This is a genomic window from Leclercia sp. M50, assembly GCF_037150775.1.
GTDB lineage: Bacteria > Pseudomonadota > Gammaproteobacteria > Enterobacterales > Enterobacteriaceae > Enterobacter.
Genome location: NZ_JBBCPK010000002.1, coordinates 23,387 through 40,701, shown reverse-complemented (window position 1 = coordinate 40,701; position 17,315 = coordinate 23,387). Strand labels below are relative to the sequence as shown.

Below are 17,315 nucleotides of genomic sequence, written 5' to 3'. Positions count from 1 at the left end.
CGGAAAAGGATAATCACGCCAGGACAAATACCCCTCTAAATAACGTGATATTAGATTTCATAAAATTTACAAATGTAAATCAGGCTCTCCATTCATAATCCACATAACTCTAAAGGATTAGTCCTCCGATCTCTCTTGACAGAGAATTTTCCTGTTCAAGCGGAAAAAGTCTTACTTTTTGTACGTTAATAAAACTGTAACATTCACAAAGCAGATATATTTAGAAAAACCAATCATTTGTTTTTATAAAAATGGTCATTTAATGGCTTGATATAATTTCAAATTTCATTACACCCTTTTCGTCTGAGAAAGTTCTTAATTACGCATATCTGGTTTAAAAAGAATTCACTTTGATCCGGTTATAAGAGATGAAGAAATGCGTATTTCAATGAAAAGGACCTTGTTGTCACAGTGTGTATTACTGTCCCTTGCCTCGTTTGCTGCCCAGGCAGGCGAGACCCCTGCCACGCCTTGCCAGAATGGTGACACCACCCAGACCTGCGGCCTGAAAGAATATCCGGACGGCAGTTTCTATCAGGATCCAGGGGTCACTGATGCCGTTATGGCAAATGAAACAGCAACCAATATTTATATGGATGGTCACCGTAAAACAGGCGATACGCAGACCTTAACTGTGACAGGTACGGACATGTCCGGTTATTATATTCAGGGAAGCAATGGCGGTACCGTGAATATTAACGTCACTGACAATGCCAAAGTGGATATGATTGAAGTCGGTTCCGCATTCAAGACCACCAATACAACGATCAACGTCAATGACTCCACGCTGAACGGCCAGAACAGCGACGGGGCCTATCAGCGAGACAAAGATTATATGATGGGCGCCGCCATCTATCTCGACCCGCTCGATGCAGGGTACCACGACGTGAATATCAGCAACGGCAGCGCACTGCATGGCAGTATTATCAGCGCCGGTCAGGGCACCCAAACCATCGCCATGAGCGACAGCATCATGGATAATGGCGGTATCTACGTCGGCAGCGATAAATCCGATACCTCCCTTACCCTGACGAACACCAGCGTGGATGCAACTAACAGCCAGGTGGCGCAAAATCTCGATACCATCGTAGAAACACTGAGCCAGTACCAGCCCTTCCAGAATATCAACGTTGATGCCTTTAGCGATCTGGCAGTGGCACTGTACGGTACCACTCAGGATACGCTGGCACTGAACAACAGCACCGTGACCGGCGACATCGGGGTTATTAACGAAAAAGGCCAGACCAACCTGTCATTCACCAATAACAGCGTCGTGAACGGCAATGTGACGCTGGACGGTAACTCCACCAATACCGTTCTGGTGGATAACAGCACCATTAATGGCGACCTGAATGCCAGCCAGAACAGTGGCGATACCACCATTACTCTGCAAAACGGTGCTAACGTTGACGGCAATATTACGACCGGCGCAGGCGATGATACGGTGGTTCTGGTGAATGATTCCCACGTCACCGGTAATGTCAGCGGCGGAGACGGCAACGATACCCTGTCGATGGATGCGGGTAGCTCTATTTCCGGGCAAATAAATCAGTTTGAAACTGTGAATACCACCAGCGATAACAGCATCAGCCTCGACACCATTAACGATTCAACTACATGGAGTCTGCAAAACGGCTCCACCCTGACCGCCGACACCACGGGTAGTAATGCCGTAGTGAACATGAGCACCGATAGCCGGGTTAACTTCGGCCAGATCACCGGCTCCCGTAACGCTGTGGTAGTCAATAACATTACCTCTTCGGCGCTCAATCAGCAGAACATCGTGCTGGGGTCCTTTACCACGACTACGGCAACCACCACGCCGGAAACGGCCGCCAATGCGACCTTCAGCAACGGTCAGCAGCAGGTTGAAAACCGCAGCGCGGCTTATAACTACAACAATGCTCTGAGCATTGTGCCTGGCGATAATAATCAGGACTGGAACATTGTCTTTAACAGCTCCCGCGGCGCACTGGCCAGCGATGTCCAGGGATTAGTCGCCGGTCTGGATGCAGCCGAACAGGCGGGCCATCAGGTCACTGATGACATCGCCAGCCATTTGGATCGCCTGCACTTTGCTGGCCTGACAGGTGAACAGCAGGAAGGGGCCCAGCTGTGGGGAGATTTCCTCTATCAGAACGGTAACTTCAGCAACGATGTGGATTACAAAAGCATCACTCAGGGCGCGCAGGGTGGCGTTGACTGGACGGCGTACCTCGCTAACGGGGACAGCGTAACCGGCGGCGTGGCACTGGCCTGGACCCGTAGCCGCGTTGAAGATACCGCCAACGGCCCGGACAGCTTCAAGGACACCGTCTATGGTAACTACTACAGCCTGTACGGCGGCTGGCAGCAGGCGCTGAACGGTCGTCAGTGGGGCATGTTCGCCGACGCCAGCTTCAGCTATGGCGATATGCGCTACTCCCTCTCCGCGCATAACGTCACTGGCGACACCAGCGGAATGACCGAAGCGCTGCACGGCTCCACAGACGGTAGCCTGTATATGGCTCAGGCTCGTACCGGGGTGAACGTGCTGCTGCCGGGCGAAACCGTGCTGCAACCATACGCCATCCTCGGCTGGGATGAGACCAAAGCTAACGGCTTCTCCGACAGAGAAGTGACCTTTGCTGACAGCCAGGTCTCCTCCTGGAACGGCGGCGCGGGTCTGCGTCTGACCACCACCCTGACCGATCTGAACAAAAACGTGCAGATCATGCCATGGCTGGATGCCCGCGTGCAGAAAGAGTTCAGCGATGATACCGATATCCAGGCAGCGCATTATCACAACACCGCAGGTCATAACAACAGCATGGGAATGTTTGGTGCGGGCGTGAATGCCACTATCGCGCACAACTTCTCGGTAAATACCGGCATTTACTATGGCACGGGCGATGTCGATAACGACGCCAGTGTTCAGGCAGGTATGAGCTACAGCTTCTGATGACCACGCCTACCCGGCAGCCTGAGGCTGCCGGGTATTTTCTTAACTCAAATATTTCTCAAACCATCCCAGGGTTCTTTTCCACGCTAATTCGGCAGCAGGTTCGTCGTAACGCGGGGTAGAGTCATTATGGAACCCGTGGTTGACCCCCGGATAGATCCAGGCTTCGTACACCTTACCGTTAGCTTTAAGCGCGGCCTCATAGGCAGGCCACCCCTCGTTAACATTCTTGTCGTGCTCGGCGTAATGCAGCAGCAGCGGCGCCTTAATTTTGGCGACATCCGCCGCCGGTGGCTGGCGGCCATAAAAAGGGACCGCGCAGGCCAGCTCTGGCCAGGCGACCGCGGCGGCATTAGAGACACCGCCGCCGTAGCAAAAACCGGTGATCCCCACTTTACCGGTAGCGTCCGGGTGTTTTTGCATAAACCCGATGGCGGCAAAGAAGTCATTCATCAGCTTCGTCGGATCGACCTTCTGCTGCAGGATCTTGCCCTCCTCATCATTGCCGGGGTAACCGCCCACCGAACTTAAGCCATCCGGCGCCAGGGCGATGTAGCCCGCTTTCGCTACCCGGCGAGCCACGTCCTCAATGTAGGGATTGAGCCCGCGGTTTTCGTGAACCACCACCACCGCCGGCACTTTGCCGGTGGCTTTGGCCGGTTTCACCAGATAGCCGCGCACCTGGCCATGGCCGTCCGGGGAGGGATAGGTGATGTATTCGGGCAGGATATCGGGATCGGTGAATTTCACCTGCTCCGCGAGGGCGTAATTGGGCTTAAGCATATTAAACAGCGCCAGCGCCGTGACGCCGCCAACCGCATAACGGGCAGCCAGATTGAGGAACTCACGTTTGTTGATTTTGCCGTGAGCGTAATAGTCGTAGTAGTCGAGCAATTCCTGAGGAAAGTCTTTGGCGGTCATACGCGTCATCGCATATCTCCATGAATTGTGAACGAACTAAGGTTAGAATAGAAACGCTGTTTCGAAAATCAATCACTAAGAAAGGAGACATCATGCCCTGGAACGCCTCCCCTGACCGCTACGAGACGATGCAGTACCGTTACTGCGGTAAAAGCGGCCTGCGCTTACCCGCCCTGTCACTCGGCCTGTGGCACAGCTTCGGCCACGTCCACGCCCTCGACTCACAGCGCGCCCTGCTGCGAAAAGCCTTCGATTGCGGCATCACCCATTTCGATCTCGCCAATAACTATGGCCCACCGCCGGGCAGCGCGGAGGAAAATTTTGGCCGCCTGCTGCGCGATGATTTCGCGGCTTATCGCGACGAACTGATTATCTCCACCAAAGCGGGCTATGACATGTGGCCGGGGCCTTACGGTGCGGGCGGTTCGCGCAAGTATCTGCTCGCCAGCCTCGATCAAAGCCTCAAGCGGATGGGGCTGGACTATGTGGATATCTTCTATTCACACCGGGTCGATGAAAACACGCCAATGGAGGAGACCGCTTCTGCGCTGGCGCAGGCGGTGCAGAGCGGGAAAGCGCTGTACGTGGGCATTTCCTCCTGGTCGCCGGAGCGGACCCAGAAAATGGCGGAGCTGCTGCGCGAGTGGAAAATCCCGCTGCTTATCCACCAGCCCTCATACAACCTGCTTAACCGCTGGGTGGACAAGAGCGGCTTACTGGATACCCTGGCCGCTAACGGCACCGGCTGCATCGCCTTTACGCCGCTGGCCCAGGGGCTGTTGACCGGAAAATACCTGAACGGCATTCCTGACGGCTCCCGCATGCAGCGTGAGGGCAAAAAGGCGCGCGGCCTGACGGAAAATATGCTGACCGAAGCCAACCTGAACAGCCTGCGTTTGCTCAATGAGATGGCCCAGGCGCGCGGACAGACGATGGCGCAGATGGCGCTGAGCTGGCTGCTGAAAGATGAGCGTGTCACCTCGGTACTGATTGGCGCCAGCCGGACGGAGCAGCTGGAGGAGAATGTGCAGGCGCTGAATAACCTGCACTTTAGTGAAGAAGAGCTGCAGCGGATTGACCAGCATGTGGCCGACGGGCAGCTGAATCTGTGGCAAGCCTCTTCGGATAAATAATTTCAGCGGATAGTGTCGGGTGGCGCTGCGCTTACCCGACCTACAGGCTTCCCGTAGGCCTGATAAGCGCAGCGCCATCAGGCGTTTTGTCTTATTTGCGGCTCAGCTTGTCCAGATATCCCATCACAAATGCCGACAGCACAAACGTGAGGTGGATAATCACGTACCACATCATCTTGTTGTCAGGGATATTTTTGGCATCCATGAACACCCGCAGCAGGTGAATGGAGGAGATCGCCACAATCGACGCCGCCACTTTGTTTTTCAGCGACGACGCATCCATTTTGCCAAGCCAGCTCAGCTTCTCTTTATCCGCGGAGATATCCAGCTGCGAGACGAAATTTTCGTAGCCCGAAAACATCACCATCACCAGCAGGCCGCCCACCAGCGTCATATCCACCAGCGACAGCAAAAGCAGGATCAGGTCAGATTCAGCGATGCTGAATATATGCGGCAGAACGTGAAAAATTTCCTGAAAGAATTTAATACAGAGCGCCACCAGCGCCAGCGAGAGGCCAAAATAGACCGGAGCTAACAACCAGCGGGAGGCATACATTGCGTTTTCAAAAAAGCGTTCCATAGAGTCCTGTCTGCAAACGAAACCAGTGTGCAGTATATCGCAATGGCCCAAATTGTTTGCAACAACTAAACAACAGATCCCCTACACTTGCTCAGGCTTTACCACCGGGCGCTGATACTCAGGCCACACCAGCACCACCAGCGAGGGATACGCCTCCAGGCTGAACTCGCGAAAACACTGGCGCAGGTTCATCACCTCCAGATCGGTGTGCGACACTTTTTCGCCGTTCAGGCAGCGCTTCTTGATATTGTCGTAATATTTGTAGACCGCCGAGTTAAGATCGCTGCAACGACGCTGCGCCTCAAACAGGTCAGGAATGCTATTTATTTCCACCATATTCATTCGTTTAATTGTGGCATGGAGGAAATCAATATATTCATGGTTAACGCGCCAGTACCAAACCGGGGTAATCGCATTCATTAACACAGAAAAATGGTCTTCGCCCTCTTCTTTTGACATCCGCTCCGGCTGAGGCGGGACGTGCGCGCTCCCCACATCGCTACTTTTATTGAACTCGCGCATCAATAAAAGAACCACGGCGGTAAGCAATAACAAAGTAATGACAGTATAAAAAATGCTGTTCATATAGGCAGGCTCCATTTTTTTTGATTTTAAATTTGCCTCATGTTATTGTCAACGAATCTCACACTCCAGACAACCCTACCCCGTTGAAATTAAAGGAAATATAAAATGTTGCCCGACAATCTGGTTCCGGCCAAGTTTCACATTTCTTCCGTGGAACCAAAACCGCCAGAAGCAGAAAGCAATGCCAATTTCACTAAGGGGAAAAGAACACTCGCTGATTACGCGCCAGATATATTAATTGGCGTTACCCGTACCGGTAACTCCCGCAATATGTTGCTTGAAGAGCACGATCGGCATATTAAAGACCGGTTATTTCGGGTAGTTAAAATCGAGGTGTTCGCCCGGCTGCTGAATGATTTGCAGGCGGAGGGGGAAATAGATGCCCAGGCACTAAGTCAAATATTGGCGGAAAAAACCGATGAGATTAACGAAGCCGGTAATGAAATCTGGTTGAATCTTATTACCTGCGAAAAAAACACGCCTGTGTTTTATACGCTAGAGGATGAATAACGTGAAGGATGTTGATAACAACAACGTTTATTTAGCTTTAGATGACAAAAAAAGCGATGAATTTATCTTAGAGCAAAACCTTGCCGCACTTAAAGAGATTAAAAACGCTGAAATACAAAGAATTGCTAAAGATCTGCTCTCCATTCCGGCGGGCCTGGTGCGTCTGAAATGGCAGAATCGCCGTGAAATTTATCCATTGCAGGTAAAAGAAGAGATCTATGGCGCGACAATAAACGCCATTATGCAACAGCGTCCGGATTTAAAAGAAAAAATACTGGCGCGCCTGGAAACCAATTATCAATATATTCTGGCACGTGAAACCGCGACCCTGCGCGTCACCCGTAAGCTGGCTGATGAAGGCTATCGCACCACCAGCGTGACCACCGTTGCGCTGAATGAAGAGGTGCTGGCCGCGAAAGCGGACATCCCACCGCAAAAGCCGTAACCTCTCGCCGAACCCTGCCGTCTCGCCTGTTTCTCCTCAGCCCATTTTTTTTAAGGATTATCCTGAATAATCCTCACAGCCCAGTTGATTCTCCTAAGCTTAAAGTCTGATTAACCCCTCAAGGAGAACACCTATGGCAAACTCTCAGAGCAAAATTCAGGATCCGACAACCCAGTACTACACCGGCGAATATCCCAAGCAGAAACAGCCTGTACCGGGGCTGCAGAGCAAGATGGACCCGGTGCCGGACTGCGGCGAAAAGAGCTATAAAGGCAGCGGCAGACTACAGGATCGTAAGGCACTGGTGACAGGGGGCGATTCCGGGATTGGACGCGCTGCCGCCATCGCTTACGCGCGTGAAGGAGCAGATGTCGCCATTAACTATCTGCCCGCAGAAGAAGAGGACGCCCAGCAGGTTAAGCAGCTTATTGAAGAGGCCGGGCGCAAAGCGGTGCTCATCCCTGGCGACCTGAGCGATGAACAATTTGCCCGCTCGCTGGTACATAAAGCCCATCAGGAGCTGGGTGGGCTGGACGTGCTGGCGCTGGTAGCCGGTAAGCAGGTGGCGGTGGAGAAGATTGCCGATATCACCACCGAGCAGTTTAAGCAGACCTATGCCGTGAACGTGCTGGCTCTGTTCTGGATTACCCAGGAGGCACTGCCGCTGCTGCCCGCCGGGTCGAGCATTATCACCACCTCCTCGATTCAGGCCTATCAGCCGAGCCCGCACCTGCTGGACTATGCCTCCACTAAAGCGGCTATTCTCAACTTCAGCCGCGGGCTGGCGAAACAGGTGGCTGAGACCGGCGTGCGCGTCAACGTGGTAGCCCCTGGTCCTATCTGGACGGCGCTGCAAGTCTCCGGCGGTCAGCCTCAGGAGAAGCTCCCGCAGTTTGGTCAGCAGACGCCGATGAAGCGCGCAGGGCAGCCTGCGGAGCTGGCGCCGGTCTATGTCTATCTGGCAAGTCAGGAGTCCAGCTACGTGACCGCAGAAGTGCACGGCGTGTGCGGTGGGGAACATTTAGGCTGATGGTGCAGTGCCGGGTGGCGGCTTCGCCTTACCCGGCCTACGTTTCGCATGCAGGCGCCATCCGGCAAATACAAAAACGGCAACCCGTGGGTTGCCGTTTCTCTTTATTTCGCCGCCGCTTTCTCTTCGCCGACCAGACCAATTTTCAGGTAACCCGCCTGGTGCAGCGTGTCCATTACCTTCATCATGGTTTCGTAGTCGACCGTCTTATCGGCGCGGAAGAAGACGGTAGTCTCTTTCTTGCCTTCGGTCAGGGCGTTCAGCGCCGGGATCACCGACTCATCGGTCACCGGATCGTTGCCGAGGAACATAGATTTATCGGCTTTTACAGAGAGATAAATCGGTTTTTCCGGGCGCGGCTGCGGCTGACTGGATGACGCAGGCAGATTCACCTTCACGTCTACGGTCGCCAGCGGCGCCGCCACCATGAAGATAATCAGCAGAACCAGCATAACGTCGATAAACGGCGTCACGTTGATTTCGTGCATTTCGCCGTTATCGTCCAGATTTTCATTAAGACGCATTGCCATGACGAATCAACCTACGTGAAATTTCTGAGCAGAACGAATCGGCTTAGCCGAGCTGGCGCTGAGATCCAGATCGCGGCTTTGCAGCAGCAGGACCTGGGCGGCAACGTCGCCGAGGGTCGCTTTGTAGCTGCCAATCATACGGGCGAAGACGTTATAGATCACGACTGCCGGGATTGCCGCCACCAGACCAATGGCTGTTGCCAGCAGCGCTTCGGCGATGCCGGGCGCCACAACCGCGAGGTTGGTGGTTTGCGTCTGGGCGATGCCGATAAAGCTGTTCATGATGCCCCAGACGGTACCGAACAGACCGACGAACGGCGAAATCGCGCCGATGGTCGCCAGGTAACCGTTACCCCGTCCCATATGACGGCCAACGGCCGCAACGCGACGCTCAAGGCGGAAGCCGGTACGCTCTTTAATCCCTTCGTTGTCTTCACTGCCTGCAGAAAGTTCGAGCTCGTTCTGCGCTTCGTTGATTAACAGGGTGGTCAGGCTCTTCGCCTGGAAGGAGGCGGCCATGTCGCTCGCCTGATTCAGGGTACGGGCTTCGGCCAGCTGCTGCTGCTCGCGCTTAAGGCGGCGTTTATGGGAAAGAAGCTCTACGCTCTTGCTAAAGAAAATAGCCCAGGTGACGACAGACGCCAGAATCAGGCCGATCATGACAATCTTCACCACGATGTCGGCATGATGATACATACCCCAGACGGAGAGGTCCGTCTGCATCAAATTATTACCCACTCGGTATCTCCAGGACGCAAATCACAAAATCTGAGCATAATAATATCAAAACAACGTCGAATTGATAGTAGTTCTCATTAGTATTTACATAGTGCCGTAAATTCGTTTCATTTTCCTTGCGCTTACGCAGGAAAAATTTCCCGGAAACAAATTTTAAAAAATTTTCCGCTGAACCCACTACCGTTAAGGTGACCATTTTTACTTTCGTGATAGTCTGGACGTCCAGACGTATAAAAACAGGTTGCGCAGACATGAAAGAGAAGCATCTTGATACCACCCTTGTCCAGGCGGGACGCAGTAAAAAATATACCCTTGGTTCCGTGAACAGCGTCATCCAGCGCGCCTCGTCGCTGGTGTTTGATACCGTGGAGGCGAAAAAGCACGCCACCCGTAACCGGGCCAACGGTGAACTGTTTTACGGGCGTCGCGGCACGCTGACCCACTTCTCGTTACAGGAAGCGATGTGCGAGCTGGAGGGCGGCGCGGGCTGTGCACTCTTCCCCTGCGGTGCCGCGGCGGTGGCCAATACCATTCTGGCGTTCGTTGAACAGGGCGACCATATCCTGATGACCAACACCGCCTACGAGCCAAGCCAGGACTTCTGCACCAAAATCCTCAGCAAGCTGGGGGTCACTACCGACTGGTTCGATCCGCAGATTGGCGCGAACATCGCCGAGCTGATCCAGCCCAACACCCGGATTGTGTTCCTGGAATCACCCGGCTCTATCACCATGGAAGTGCATGATGTGCCAGCCATTGTGCAGGCGGTACGCAGCAAAGCGCCGGACGCGATCATCATGATGGATAATACCTGGGCGGCGGGGGTGCTGTTTAAGGCGCTCGATTTTGGTATCGACATCTCGATTCAGGCGGCGACGAAGTACCTGATTGGCCACTCTGACGGCATGATTGGTACCGCGGTTTCCAACGCCCGCTGCTGGGAGCAGCTGCGCGAGAACGCCTATCTGATGGGCCAGATGGTGGATGCCGACACCGCCTATATGACCAGCCGCGGCTTGCGTACCCTCGGCGTGCGTCTGCGTCAACATCATGAAAGCAGCGTGCAGATTGCACAGTGGCTGGCGCAGCATCCCCAGGTGGCGCAGGTTAACCATCCGGCACTGCCGGGCAGCGTCGGACATGAATTCTGGCAACGTGACTTTACGGGCAGCAGCGGTCTGTTCTCCTTTGTGCTTAATAAACGCCTGAGCAATGACGAGCTCGCCGCTTACCTGGATAACTTCTCGCTGTTCAGCATGGCCTACTCCTGGGGCGGCTTTGAATCGCTGATCCTGCCGAACCAGCCAGAGCAGATTGCGGCCCTGCGTCCCGGCGGCAAAGTGGACTTTACCGGCACCCTGATCCGCCTGCATATCGGCCTGGAAAACGTCGACGATTTGATTGCCGATCTGCAAGCCGGGTTTGCGCGCATTGAATAGCGCAGGGCCACAAACACACTCCGAGGACACTTTTCTCTCCATTAGCTGCAGAAAAGTCTGATTTGTTGCGTCTGCGATCAAAGCCCGCCGACGAAATAGGGAGTACAATAGCCCTATATATGCTGTTCCACAGGAAAGCCCATGGCTGTTATTCAAGATATTATCGCTGCACTCTGGCAACACGACTTTGCAGCGCTGGCGGACCCGCACGTGGTTGGGATTGTCTATTTCGTTATGTTCGCCACATTGTTTCTGGAAAACGGGTTACTGCCCGCCTCCTTTTTACCGGGGGACAGTCTGCTGCTGCTGGCAGGGGCGTTAATCGGTAAAGGGGTTATGGACTTTACCCCCACGATGGTGATCCTCACCTCAGCCGCCAGCTTGGGCTGCTGGCTCAGCTATTTGCAGGGCCGCTGGCTCGGCAATACGCGGGTGGTCAAAAGCTGGCTGGCGCAGCTGCCGCATAAATACCATCAGCGGGCGAACTGCATGTTTGACAGGCATGGCCTGCTGGCGCTGCTGGTCGGGCGTTTTCTGGCCTTTGTGCGTACGCTGCTGCCAACCATGGCTGGCATCTCCGGGCTCTCTAACCGCCGCTTCCAGTTCTTTAACTGGCTGAGCGCGCTGCTGTGGGTCGGGGTCGTGACCACTTTTGGCTATGCGCTGAGTATGATCCCGTTCGTTAAACGCCATGAAGATCAGGTCATGACCTTCCTGATGATCCTGCCCATTTTCCTGCTGGTCGCAGGGCTGGTAGGAACCATCGTGGTGGTGATCCGTAAGAAGTACTGCAACGCCTGAGGCGCTGCTGTCGTTGTAGCCCCGGTAAGCGTAGCGCCACCGGGGAAAAGCGCCGGGCGGCACTGCGTTTGCCCGGCCTACATGTCAATCACATCCCCTGCATCATCCGCATTCGCGCCGCATCTTCCCCCGGCGTCACGCCAAAGTAGCGCTTGAACTCCCGGCTGAACTGCGAGGCGCTTTCATAGCCTACCCGCAGCGCGGCGGCGCTGGCTTTCATGCCATCGTGGATCATCATCATCCGCGCCTTATGCAGGCGGTAGCTCTTGAGATACTGCAGCGGCGAGGTGCTGGTTACCGACTTAAAGTTATGGTGGAACGCCGAGACGCTCATGTTGGCCTCAGCCGCCAGCTGATCCACGCTCAGGTTTTCGGTGTACTGGCTCTCGATGCGTTTCAGCACCCGGCCAATCAGGCTGAAGTGGGTCTGACGGCTGACCAACGCCAGCAGCGCCCCGCCGCCCGGCCCCAGCAGGATGTGGTAGAGGATCTCGCGCACGATCTGCTTACCCAGGATCCGCGCGTCCAGCGGCCGCTCCATCACGTCCAGCAGACGTTCAATGGCGCAGAGGATCTCATCCGTCAGCGTGGCGGAGTTGATGCCGCTCGCCGCCATCGACGGGCGAAACAGTTCGTCCTCGCCAATGTCCATCAGCAGCTCCTGCAGTTGCAGGATATCGATATTTAAGCGAATACCTGCCAGCGGCACCGCCTCTGTCGCGAAAGTTTCACATTCAAAGGGTAAAGGTACTGTCAGGAGCAGATATTCGTTGGGGTCGTAACGAAATACCCGCTCGTTGATGTAGCCAATTTTGTGGCCAGAAAAGAGAAAAATGATACCCGGCTGATACATCACCGGCGTGCGGGCGTAGGGTTGAGTCCCATACAGCAGACGAACATCCGGCAGCAGCGCATCAAGATAATTTTCATTATCTTTCAGTTTCTTAATTTGTTCCGTTAGCTGCTGACAGACGGCTTCACGTTTCATCTTCTCTCACTCCGGGTACGTTTTCCGACACCTGCAGTGTGCGCATTTTTTCCCGTTTTCTCCAGCACTGTGTAGAAATGGGCAAGACAACGGCAGGAATGTGCATTGAGAGGAGCGCGTGCGCTCGCCACAATGAGCACCATCAGGCAGCCCTCTGTGCCGCCCCGTTTTTTCACCCACCAAAGGGAACGAACAATGAACAATTTTAATCTGCATACCCCAACCCGCATCCTGTTTGGTAAAGGCGCCATCGCCGATCTGCGCGAGCAGATCCCGGCCAACGCCCGCGTCCTGATTACCTATGGCGGCGGTAGCGTGAAGAAGAATGGCGTCCTGGATCAGGTTTACTCCGCGCTGGAAGGCATGGACGTGCGCGAGTTCAGCGGCATTGAGCCAAACCCCTCTTACGAAACGCTGATGAAGGCGGTGAAAATCGCCCGTGACGAGCAGATCACCTTCCTGCTGGCGGTGGGCGGCGGCTCGGTGCTGGACGGCACCAAGTTCATTGCCGCGGCGGCCCATTATGATGAAACCATCGACCCGTGGCACATCCTGCAAACCGGCGGCAGCGACATTAAGAGCGCCATTCCGATGGGCTCCGTACTGACCCTGCCGGCGACCGGCTCCGAATCCAATAAAGGCGCGGTGATCTCCCGTAAAACCACCGGCGACAAGCAGGCCTTTATGAACGAGCACGTGCAGCCGGTGTTTGCAGTGCTGGATCCGGTCTACACCTACACCCTGCCGCCGCGTCAGGTGGCGAACGGCGTGGTGGATGCCTTTGTCCATACCGTTGAGCAGTACGTTACTTACCCGGTAAACGCGAAGATTCAGGATCGTTTCGCCGAGGGCATTCTGCTGACCCTGATCGAAGATGGCCCGCTGGCGCTGAAAGAGCCAGAAAACTACGAAGTGCGCGCCAACGTGATGTGGGCCGCCACCCAGGCGCTGAACGGCCTGATTGGTGCCGGCGTGCCGCAGGACTGGGCGACCCATATGCTGGGCCATGAGCTGACGGCGATGCACGGCCTCGATCATGCCCAGACCCTGGCCGTGGTTCTGCCTGCGCTGTGGAATGAAAAACGCGACACCAAACGTGGCAAGCTGCTGCAGTACGCCGAGCGCGTCTGGGGTATTACTGCCGGTTCTGAAGATGAGCGTATCGATGCGGCCATCGCTGCCACCCGCAACTTCTTCGAGCAGCTGGGTGTCCCGACGCGTCTCTCCGGCTACGGTCTGGACGGCAGTTCCATCCCTGCCCTGCTGGCAAAACTCGAGGAGCACGGCATGACGCAAATCGGGGAACATCATGACATTACTCTCGATGTAAGCCGCCGTATTTACGAGGCCGCTCGCTAACTGATTTTACGCGATTGCCTTCCGTTTTTCGGCATTTAGGCCAGGCTTAATGCACATACGCCACCAGGGGATCACTCCTGGTGGATGTCCAATGAAGGAGGAAAAATGGCAAACCAAACCGTAATCAAGCTTCAGGATGGCAACGTAATGCCCCAGTTGGGGCTCGGCGTATGGAAAGCCGGTAACGACGAGGTCGTCTCCGCCATTCATAAAGCACTGGAAGTCGGCTATCGCTCCATTGATACCGCTGCCGCCTACAAAAATGAGGAGGGCGTCGGCAAGGCCCTTGCCAGCGCTGGCGTACCCCGCGATGAGCTGTTCATTACGACCAAGCTGTGGAACGACGACCAGAAGCGTCCGGCAGAAGCCCTCCAGGAGAGCCTGGACAAGCTGCAGCTCGATTTTGTCGATCTCTATCTGATGCACTGGCCGGTTCCGGCTATCGACCATTACGTCGAGGCCTGGAAAGGGATGATTGAGCTGCAAAAAGCCGGACTGATAAAAAGCATCGGGGTCTGTAACTTCCAGGTTCACCATCTGCAGCGCCTGATCGATGAGACGGGCGTCGCCCCGGTGATCAACCAGATTGAGCTGCACCCGCTGATGCAGCAGCGCCAGCTTCATTCATGGAATGCGACCCACAAAATTCAGACCGAATCCTGGAGCCCGCTGGCTCAGGGCGGCGAAGGGGTCTTCGATCAGAAAATTATCCGCGATCTGGCCGATAAGTATGGCAAAACCCCGGCACAGATTGTTATTCGCTGGCATCTGGACTGCGGTCTGGTGGTGATCCCGAAATCGGTCACCCCGTCGCGCATCGCTGAGAACTTCAACGTGTGGGATTTCCGCCTGGATAAAGATGAACTGGGTGAAATTGCGAAGCTGGATAAAGGCAAGCGTTTAGGCCCGGATCCGGACCAGTTTGGCGGTTAGTAAAAAGCCGGGTGGCGGCTTCGCCTTACCCGGCCTACGTTCAGACTTGTAGGCCCGGTAAGCGCAGCGCCACCGGGCTTTTTTACAGGCTTAACCGGCCTTACGTTTTACACTCTTCTTCGTGCTCGCCCCACCGTTCGAACGCTGATGCACAATTGGCGTGTGCTTGGTCAGGGCCGGACGTGTATTGCGGTTCTGGCGGCGCGCTTCGCGCATCTCTTCAACCGTTGGCGCAGGTACCAGACAGTCGCGGCGTGAGCCAATCAGGTGCTTTTTGCCCATCTCTTCCAGCGCCTGGCGGATCAGCGGCCAGTTTTTCGGATCGTGATAACGCAGCAGGGCTTTGTGCAGACGACGCTGTTTGTCCCCCTTCGGCACCACCACATCCTCACTCTTATAGCCAATCTTACTCAGCGGGTTCTTGCCGGTGTAATACATGGTGGTTGAGTTCGCCAGCGGCGACGGATAGAAGTTCTGCACCTGATCCAGACGGAAGCGACGCTGCTTCAGCCACAGGGCCAGGTTCACCATGTCTTCGTCACGCGTGCCCGGGTGCGCGGAGATAAAGTACGGGATCAGGTACTGCTCTTTCCCGGCCTGCTTCGAATAGGTATCGAACAGCTCTTTAAAGCGATCGTAGCTCCCCATCCCCGGCTTCATCATCTTCGATAATGGCCCCTCTTCGGTATGCTCCGGGGCGATCTTCAGGTAGCCGCCCACATGGTGGGTCGCCAGCTCTTTGATGTAGCGCGGATCTTCCACGGCGATGTCATAACGCACCCCGGAAGCGATGAGGATCTTCTTGATGCCCTTCAGATCGCGGGCACGACGGTAGAGGTTGATCGTCGGCTCATGGTTGGTGTCCATATGTTCGCAAATGCTCGGATAGACACAGGAGAGACGACGGCAGGTCTGCTCCGCGCGCGGCGACTTACAGCGCAGCATGTACATGTTGGCGGTTGGGCCCCCCAGATCGGAGATGACGCCGGTAAAGCCCGGTACCGTGTCGCGAATGGCTTCGATCTCGTTGACGATAGAGTCTTCAGAGCGGCTCTGAATAATGCGCCCTTCATGCTCGGTGATCGAACAGAAAGAGCAGCCTCCGAAGCAGCCACGCATGATGTTGATCGAGAAGCGGATCATCTCATACGCCGGGATACGGCTGTTGCCGTATGATGGGTGCGGCACGCGCTTGTACGGCAGCGCAAATACGCTGTCCATCTCTTCGGTAGAGAGCGGGATCGCCGGCGGGTTTACCCAGATGTAGCGCTCACCGTGCTTTTGCATCAGCGCACGAGCGCAGCCCGGGTTGGTTTCGTGGTGCAGAATACGGGACGCATGCGCGTAGAGCACCTTGTCGCTTTTTACCTTCTCAAAGGATGGCAGCAGCACGTAGGTCTTTTCCCACGGCTTCGGACGCGGCGGCTGCACCACGATGGCTTTTGCTTCGGCTTTCTTCGGCGCAACCGGCTTATTATCCGCACAGGGCAGATCTTCGCCGTATGGATGCGGGATCGGATCGATTTTGCCCGGCATATCGATGATACGGGAATCCACCCCTTTCCAGCCCGGCAGCGCCTCTTTCACCATGATGGCGGTGTTACGCACGTCGCGGATGTCGCCCACTGGTTCGCCCTGCGCCAGACGATGCGCCACTTCCACCAGCGGACGCTCGCCGTTGCCGAAGATCAGCATGTCGGCTTTGGAGTCCACCAGCACCGAACGGCGCACGGTATCAGACCAGTAGTCGTAGTGCGCGGTACGGCGCAGGCTCGCTTCGATACCCCCCAGGATAACCGGTACATCTTTCCAGGCCTCTTTGCAGCGCTGGGTGTAGACGAGGGTTGCGCGATCCGGACGCTTGCCCGCCACGTTATCCGCGGTGTAGGCGTCGTCGTGACGCAGCTTGCGGTCGGCGGTGTAGCGGTTGATCATCGAGTCCATGTTGCCCGCGGTAACGCCGAAGAAGAGGTTAGGCTTACCGAGGCGCATAAAATCATCTTTGCTGTTCCAGTCAGGCTGGGCAATGATCCCGACGCGGAAGCCCTGGGCTTCGAGCATGCGACCGCAGATCGCCATACCAAAACTCGGATGATCGACGTAAGCGTCACCCGTCACCAGGATAATGTCGCAGCTGTCCCAGCCAAGTTGGTCCATCTCTTCACGAGACATCGGCAGGAAAGGCGCCGGTCCAAAGCAGGCCGCCCAGTACTGCGGCCAGGAGAAGAGGTCACGATCCGGCTGGATCAGGGAAATTGCGCTCATAATGCTTCCGAAGAAAAAATAATCAAAGGGCGGCGATTATACGCTGTTCTTCTGCAATAAATGAAGTGGGGAACGCGCCAAAATGGTGCCAGGTTAACGAAACTTCCACAAGGGCTG

16 protein-coding genes are annotated in these 17,315 nt (G+C 55.3%); 9 read left to right on the top strand and 7 right to left on the bottom strand.

What is annotated here, in order from left to right:
• Positions 1-403: 403 nt before the first annotated feature.
• Positions 404-2,941: an autotransporter domain-containing protein gene (locus WFM46_RS00665; protein ID WP_336996891.1), complete on the top strand. Its 2,538-nt coding sequence runs from the start codon at positions 404-406 to the stop codon at positions 2,939-2,941.
• A 42-nt stretch (positions 2,942-2,983) separates the two neighbouring features.
• Here WFM46_RS00665 and yghX read toward each other — a convergent pair whose 3' ends face one another.
• On the bottom strand, positions 2,984-3,871 hold the full coding sequence (yghX, locus tag WFM46_RS00660) for a YghX family hydrolase (protein ID WP_103176952.1): 888 nt from the start codon (positions 3,869-3,871) through the stop codon (positions 2,984-2,986).
• An 83-nt stretch (positions 3,872-3,954) separates the two neighbouring features.
• Between yghX and WFM46_RS00655 the strand changes: the two genes are divergently transcribed.
• Positions 3,955-4,995: an aldo/keto reductase gene (locus WFM46_RS00655; RefSeq protein ID WP_103176953.1), complete on the top strand. Its 1,041-nt coding sequence runs from the start codon at positions 3,955-3,957 to the stop codon at positions 4,993-4,995.
• Positions 4,996-5,086: 91 nt separating this feature from the next.
• On the opposite strand, the gene WFM46_RS00650 is transcribed toward WFM46_RS00655, so the two are convergent.
• Together WFM46_RS00650 and WFM46_RS00645 are read right to left on the bottom strand one after the other, a co-directional pair.
• The gene (locus WFM46_RS00650) at positions 5,087-5,575 is read right to left on the bottom strand and encodes a TIGR00645 family protein (protein WP_103176954.1); all 489 of its coding nucleotides are present in this window, start codon (positions 5,573-5,575) and stop codon (positions 5,087-5,089) included.
• An 81-nt stretch (positions 5,576-5,656) separates the two neighbouring features.
• Positions 5,657-6,160: an ESA_00282 family adhesion-associated protein gene (locus WFM46_RS00645; RefSeq protein WP_103176955.1), complete on the bottom strand. Its 504-nt coding sequence runs from the start codon at positions 6,158-6,160 to the stop codon at positions 5,657-5,659.
• 105 nt (positions 6,161-6,265) lie between these two features.
• On the opposite strand from WFM46_RS00645, the gene WFM46_RS00640 reads away from it, so the two are divergent.
• From WFM46_RS00640 to WFM46_RS00630, 3 genes are all read left to right on the top strand, one after another.
• Positions 6,266-6,670, top strand: a complete 405-nt coding sequence (locus WFM46_RS00640; protein WP_103176956.1) for a hypothetical protein — start codon at positions 6,266-6,268, stop codon at positions 6,668-6,670.
• The gene (locus tag WFM46_RS00635) at positions 6,663-7,115 is read left to right on the top strand and encodes a cytoplasmic protein (protein ID WP_103176957.1); all 453 of its coding nucleotides are present in this window, start codon (positions 6,663-6,665) and stop codon (positions 7,113-7,115) included. The genes WFM46_RS00640 and WFM46_RS00635 overlap by 8 nt, the downstream gene beginning before the upstream one ends.
• Positions 7,116-7,248: 133 nt before the next feature.
• Positions 7,249-8,145, top strand: a complete 897-nt coding sequence (locus WFM46_RS00630; protein ID WP_156655224.1) for an SDR family oxidoreductase — start codon at positions 7,249-7,251, stop codon at positions 8,143-8,145.
• A gap of 104 nt (positions 8,146-8,249) precedes the next feature.
• Here WFM46_RS00630 and exbD read toward each other — a convergent pair whose 3' ends face one another.
• The gene (gene exbD, locus WFM46_RS00625; protein ID WP_103176959.1) at positions 8,250-8,675 is read right to left on the bottom strand and encodes a TonB system transport protein ExbD; all 426 of its coding nucleotides are present in this window, start codon (positions 8,673-8,675) and stop codon (positions 8,250-8,252) included.
• A gap of 6 nt (positions 8,676-8,681) precedes the next feature.
• Positions 8,682-9,413: a tol-pal system-associated acyl-CoA thioesterase gene (gene exbB, locus WFM46_RS00620; protein ID WP_103176960.1), complete on the bottom strand. Its 732-nt coding sequence runs from the start codon at positions 9,411-9,413 to the stop codon at positions 8,682-8,684.
• Between the two features lie 251 nt (positions 9,414-9,664).
• Here exbB and metC point away from each other — a divergent pair, with 251 nt between their 5' ends.
• A complete protein-coding gene (gene metC, locus WFM46_RS00615) occupies positions 9,665-10,852 on the top strand; it encodes a cystathionine beta-lyase (protein WP_159339949.1) in 1,188 nt (395 codons plus the stop codon).
• Between the two features lie 141 nt (positions 10,853-10,993).
• Positions 10,994-11,653 carry a DedA family general envelope maintenance protein YghB gene (gene yghB, locus WFM46_RS00610; protein ID WP_103176962.1) on the top strand — a complete coding sequence of 220 codons (660 nt, stop codon included), beginning with the start codon at positions 10,994-10,996 and terminating at the stop codon, positions 11,651-11,653.
• Positions 11,654-11,741: 88 nt separating this feature from the next.
• Here yghB and WFM46_RS00605 read toward each other — a convergent pair whose 3' ends face one another.
• Positions 11,742-12,641 carry an AraC family transcriptional regulator gene (locus WFM46_RS00605; protein ID WP_336996890.1) on the bottom strand — a complete coding sequence of 300 codons (900 nt, stop codon included), beginning with the start codon at positions 12,639-12,641 and terminating at the stop codon, positions 11,742-11,744.
• Between the two features lie 195 nt (positions 12,642-12,836).
• Here WFM46_RS00605 and yqhD point away from each other — a divergent pair, with 195 nt between their 5' ends.
• Complete coding sequence (gene yqhD, locus WFM46_RS00600; protein WP_103176964.1) at positions 12,837-14,000, top strand: alcohol dehydrogenase; 1,164 nt, start codon at positions 12,837-12,839, stop codon at positions 13,998-14,000.
• 105 nt (positions 14,001-14,105) lie between these two features.
• Entirely contained in the window at positions 14,106-14,933 is an 828-nt protein-coding gene (dkgA, locus tag WFM46_RS00595) for a 2,5-didehydrogluconate reductase DkgA (RefSeq protein WP_103176965.1), read from the top strand.
• A 90-nt stretch (positions 14,934-15,023) separates the two neighbouring features.
• Here dkgA and WFM46_RS00590 read toward each other — a convergent pair whose 3' ends face one another.
• Positions 15,024-17,198, bottom strand: coding sequence for a YgiQ family radical SAM protein (locus WFM46_RS00590; protein ID WP_103176966.1), 2,175 nt, complete (start codon positions 17,196-17,198; stop codon positions 15,024-15,026).
• Between the last annotated feature and the right edge of the window lie 117 nt (positions 17,199-17,315).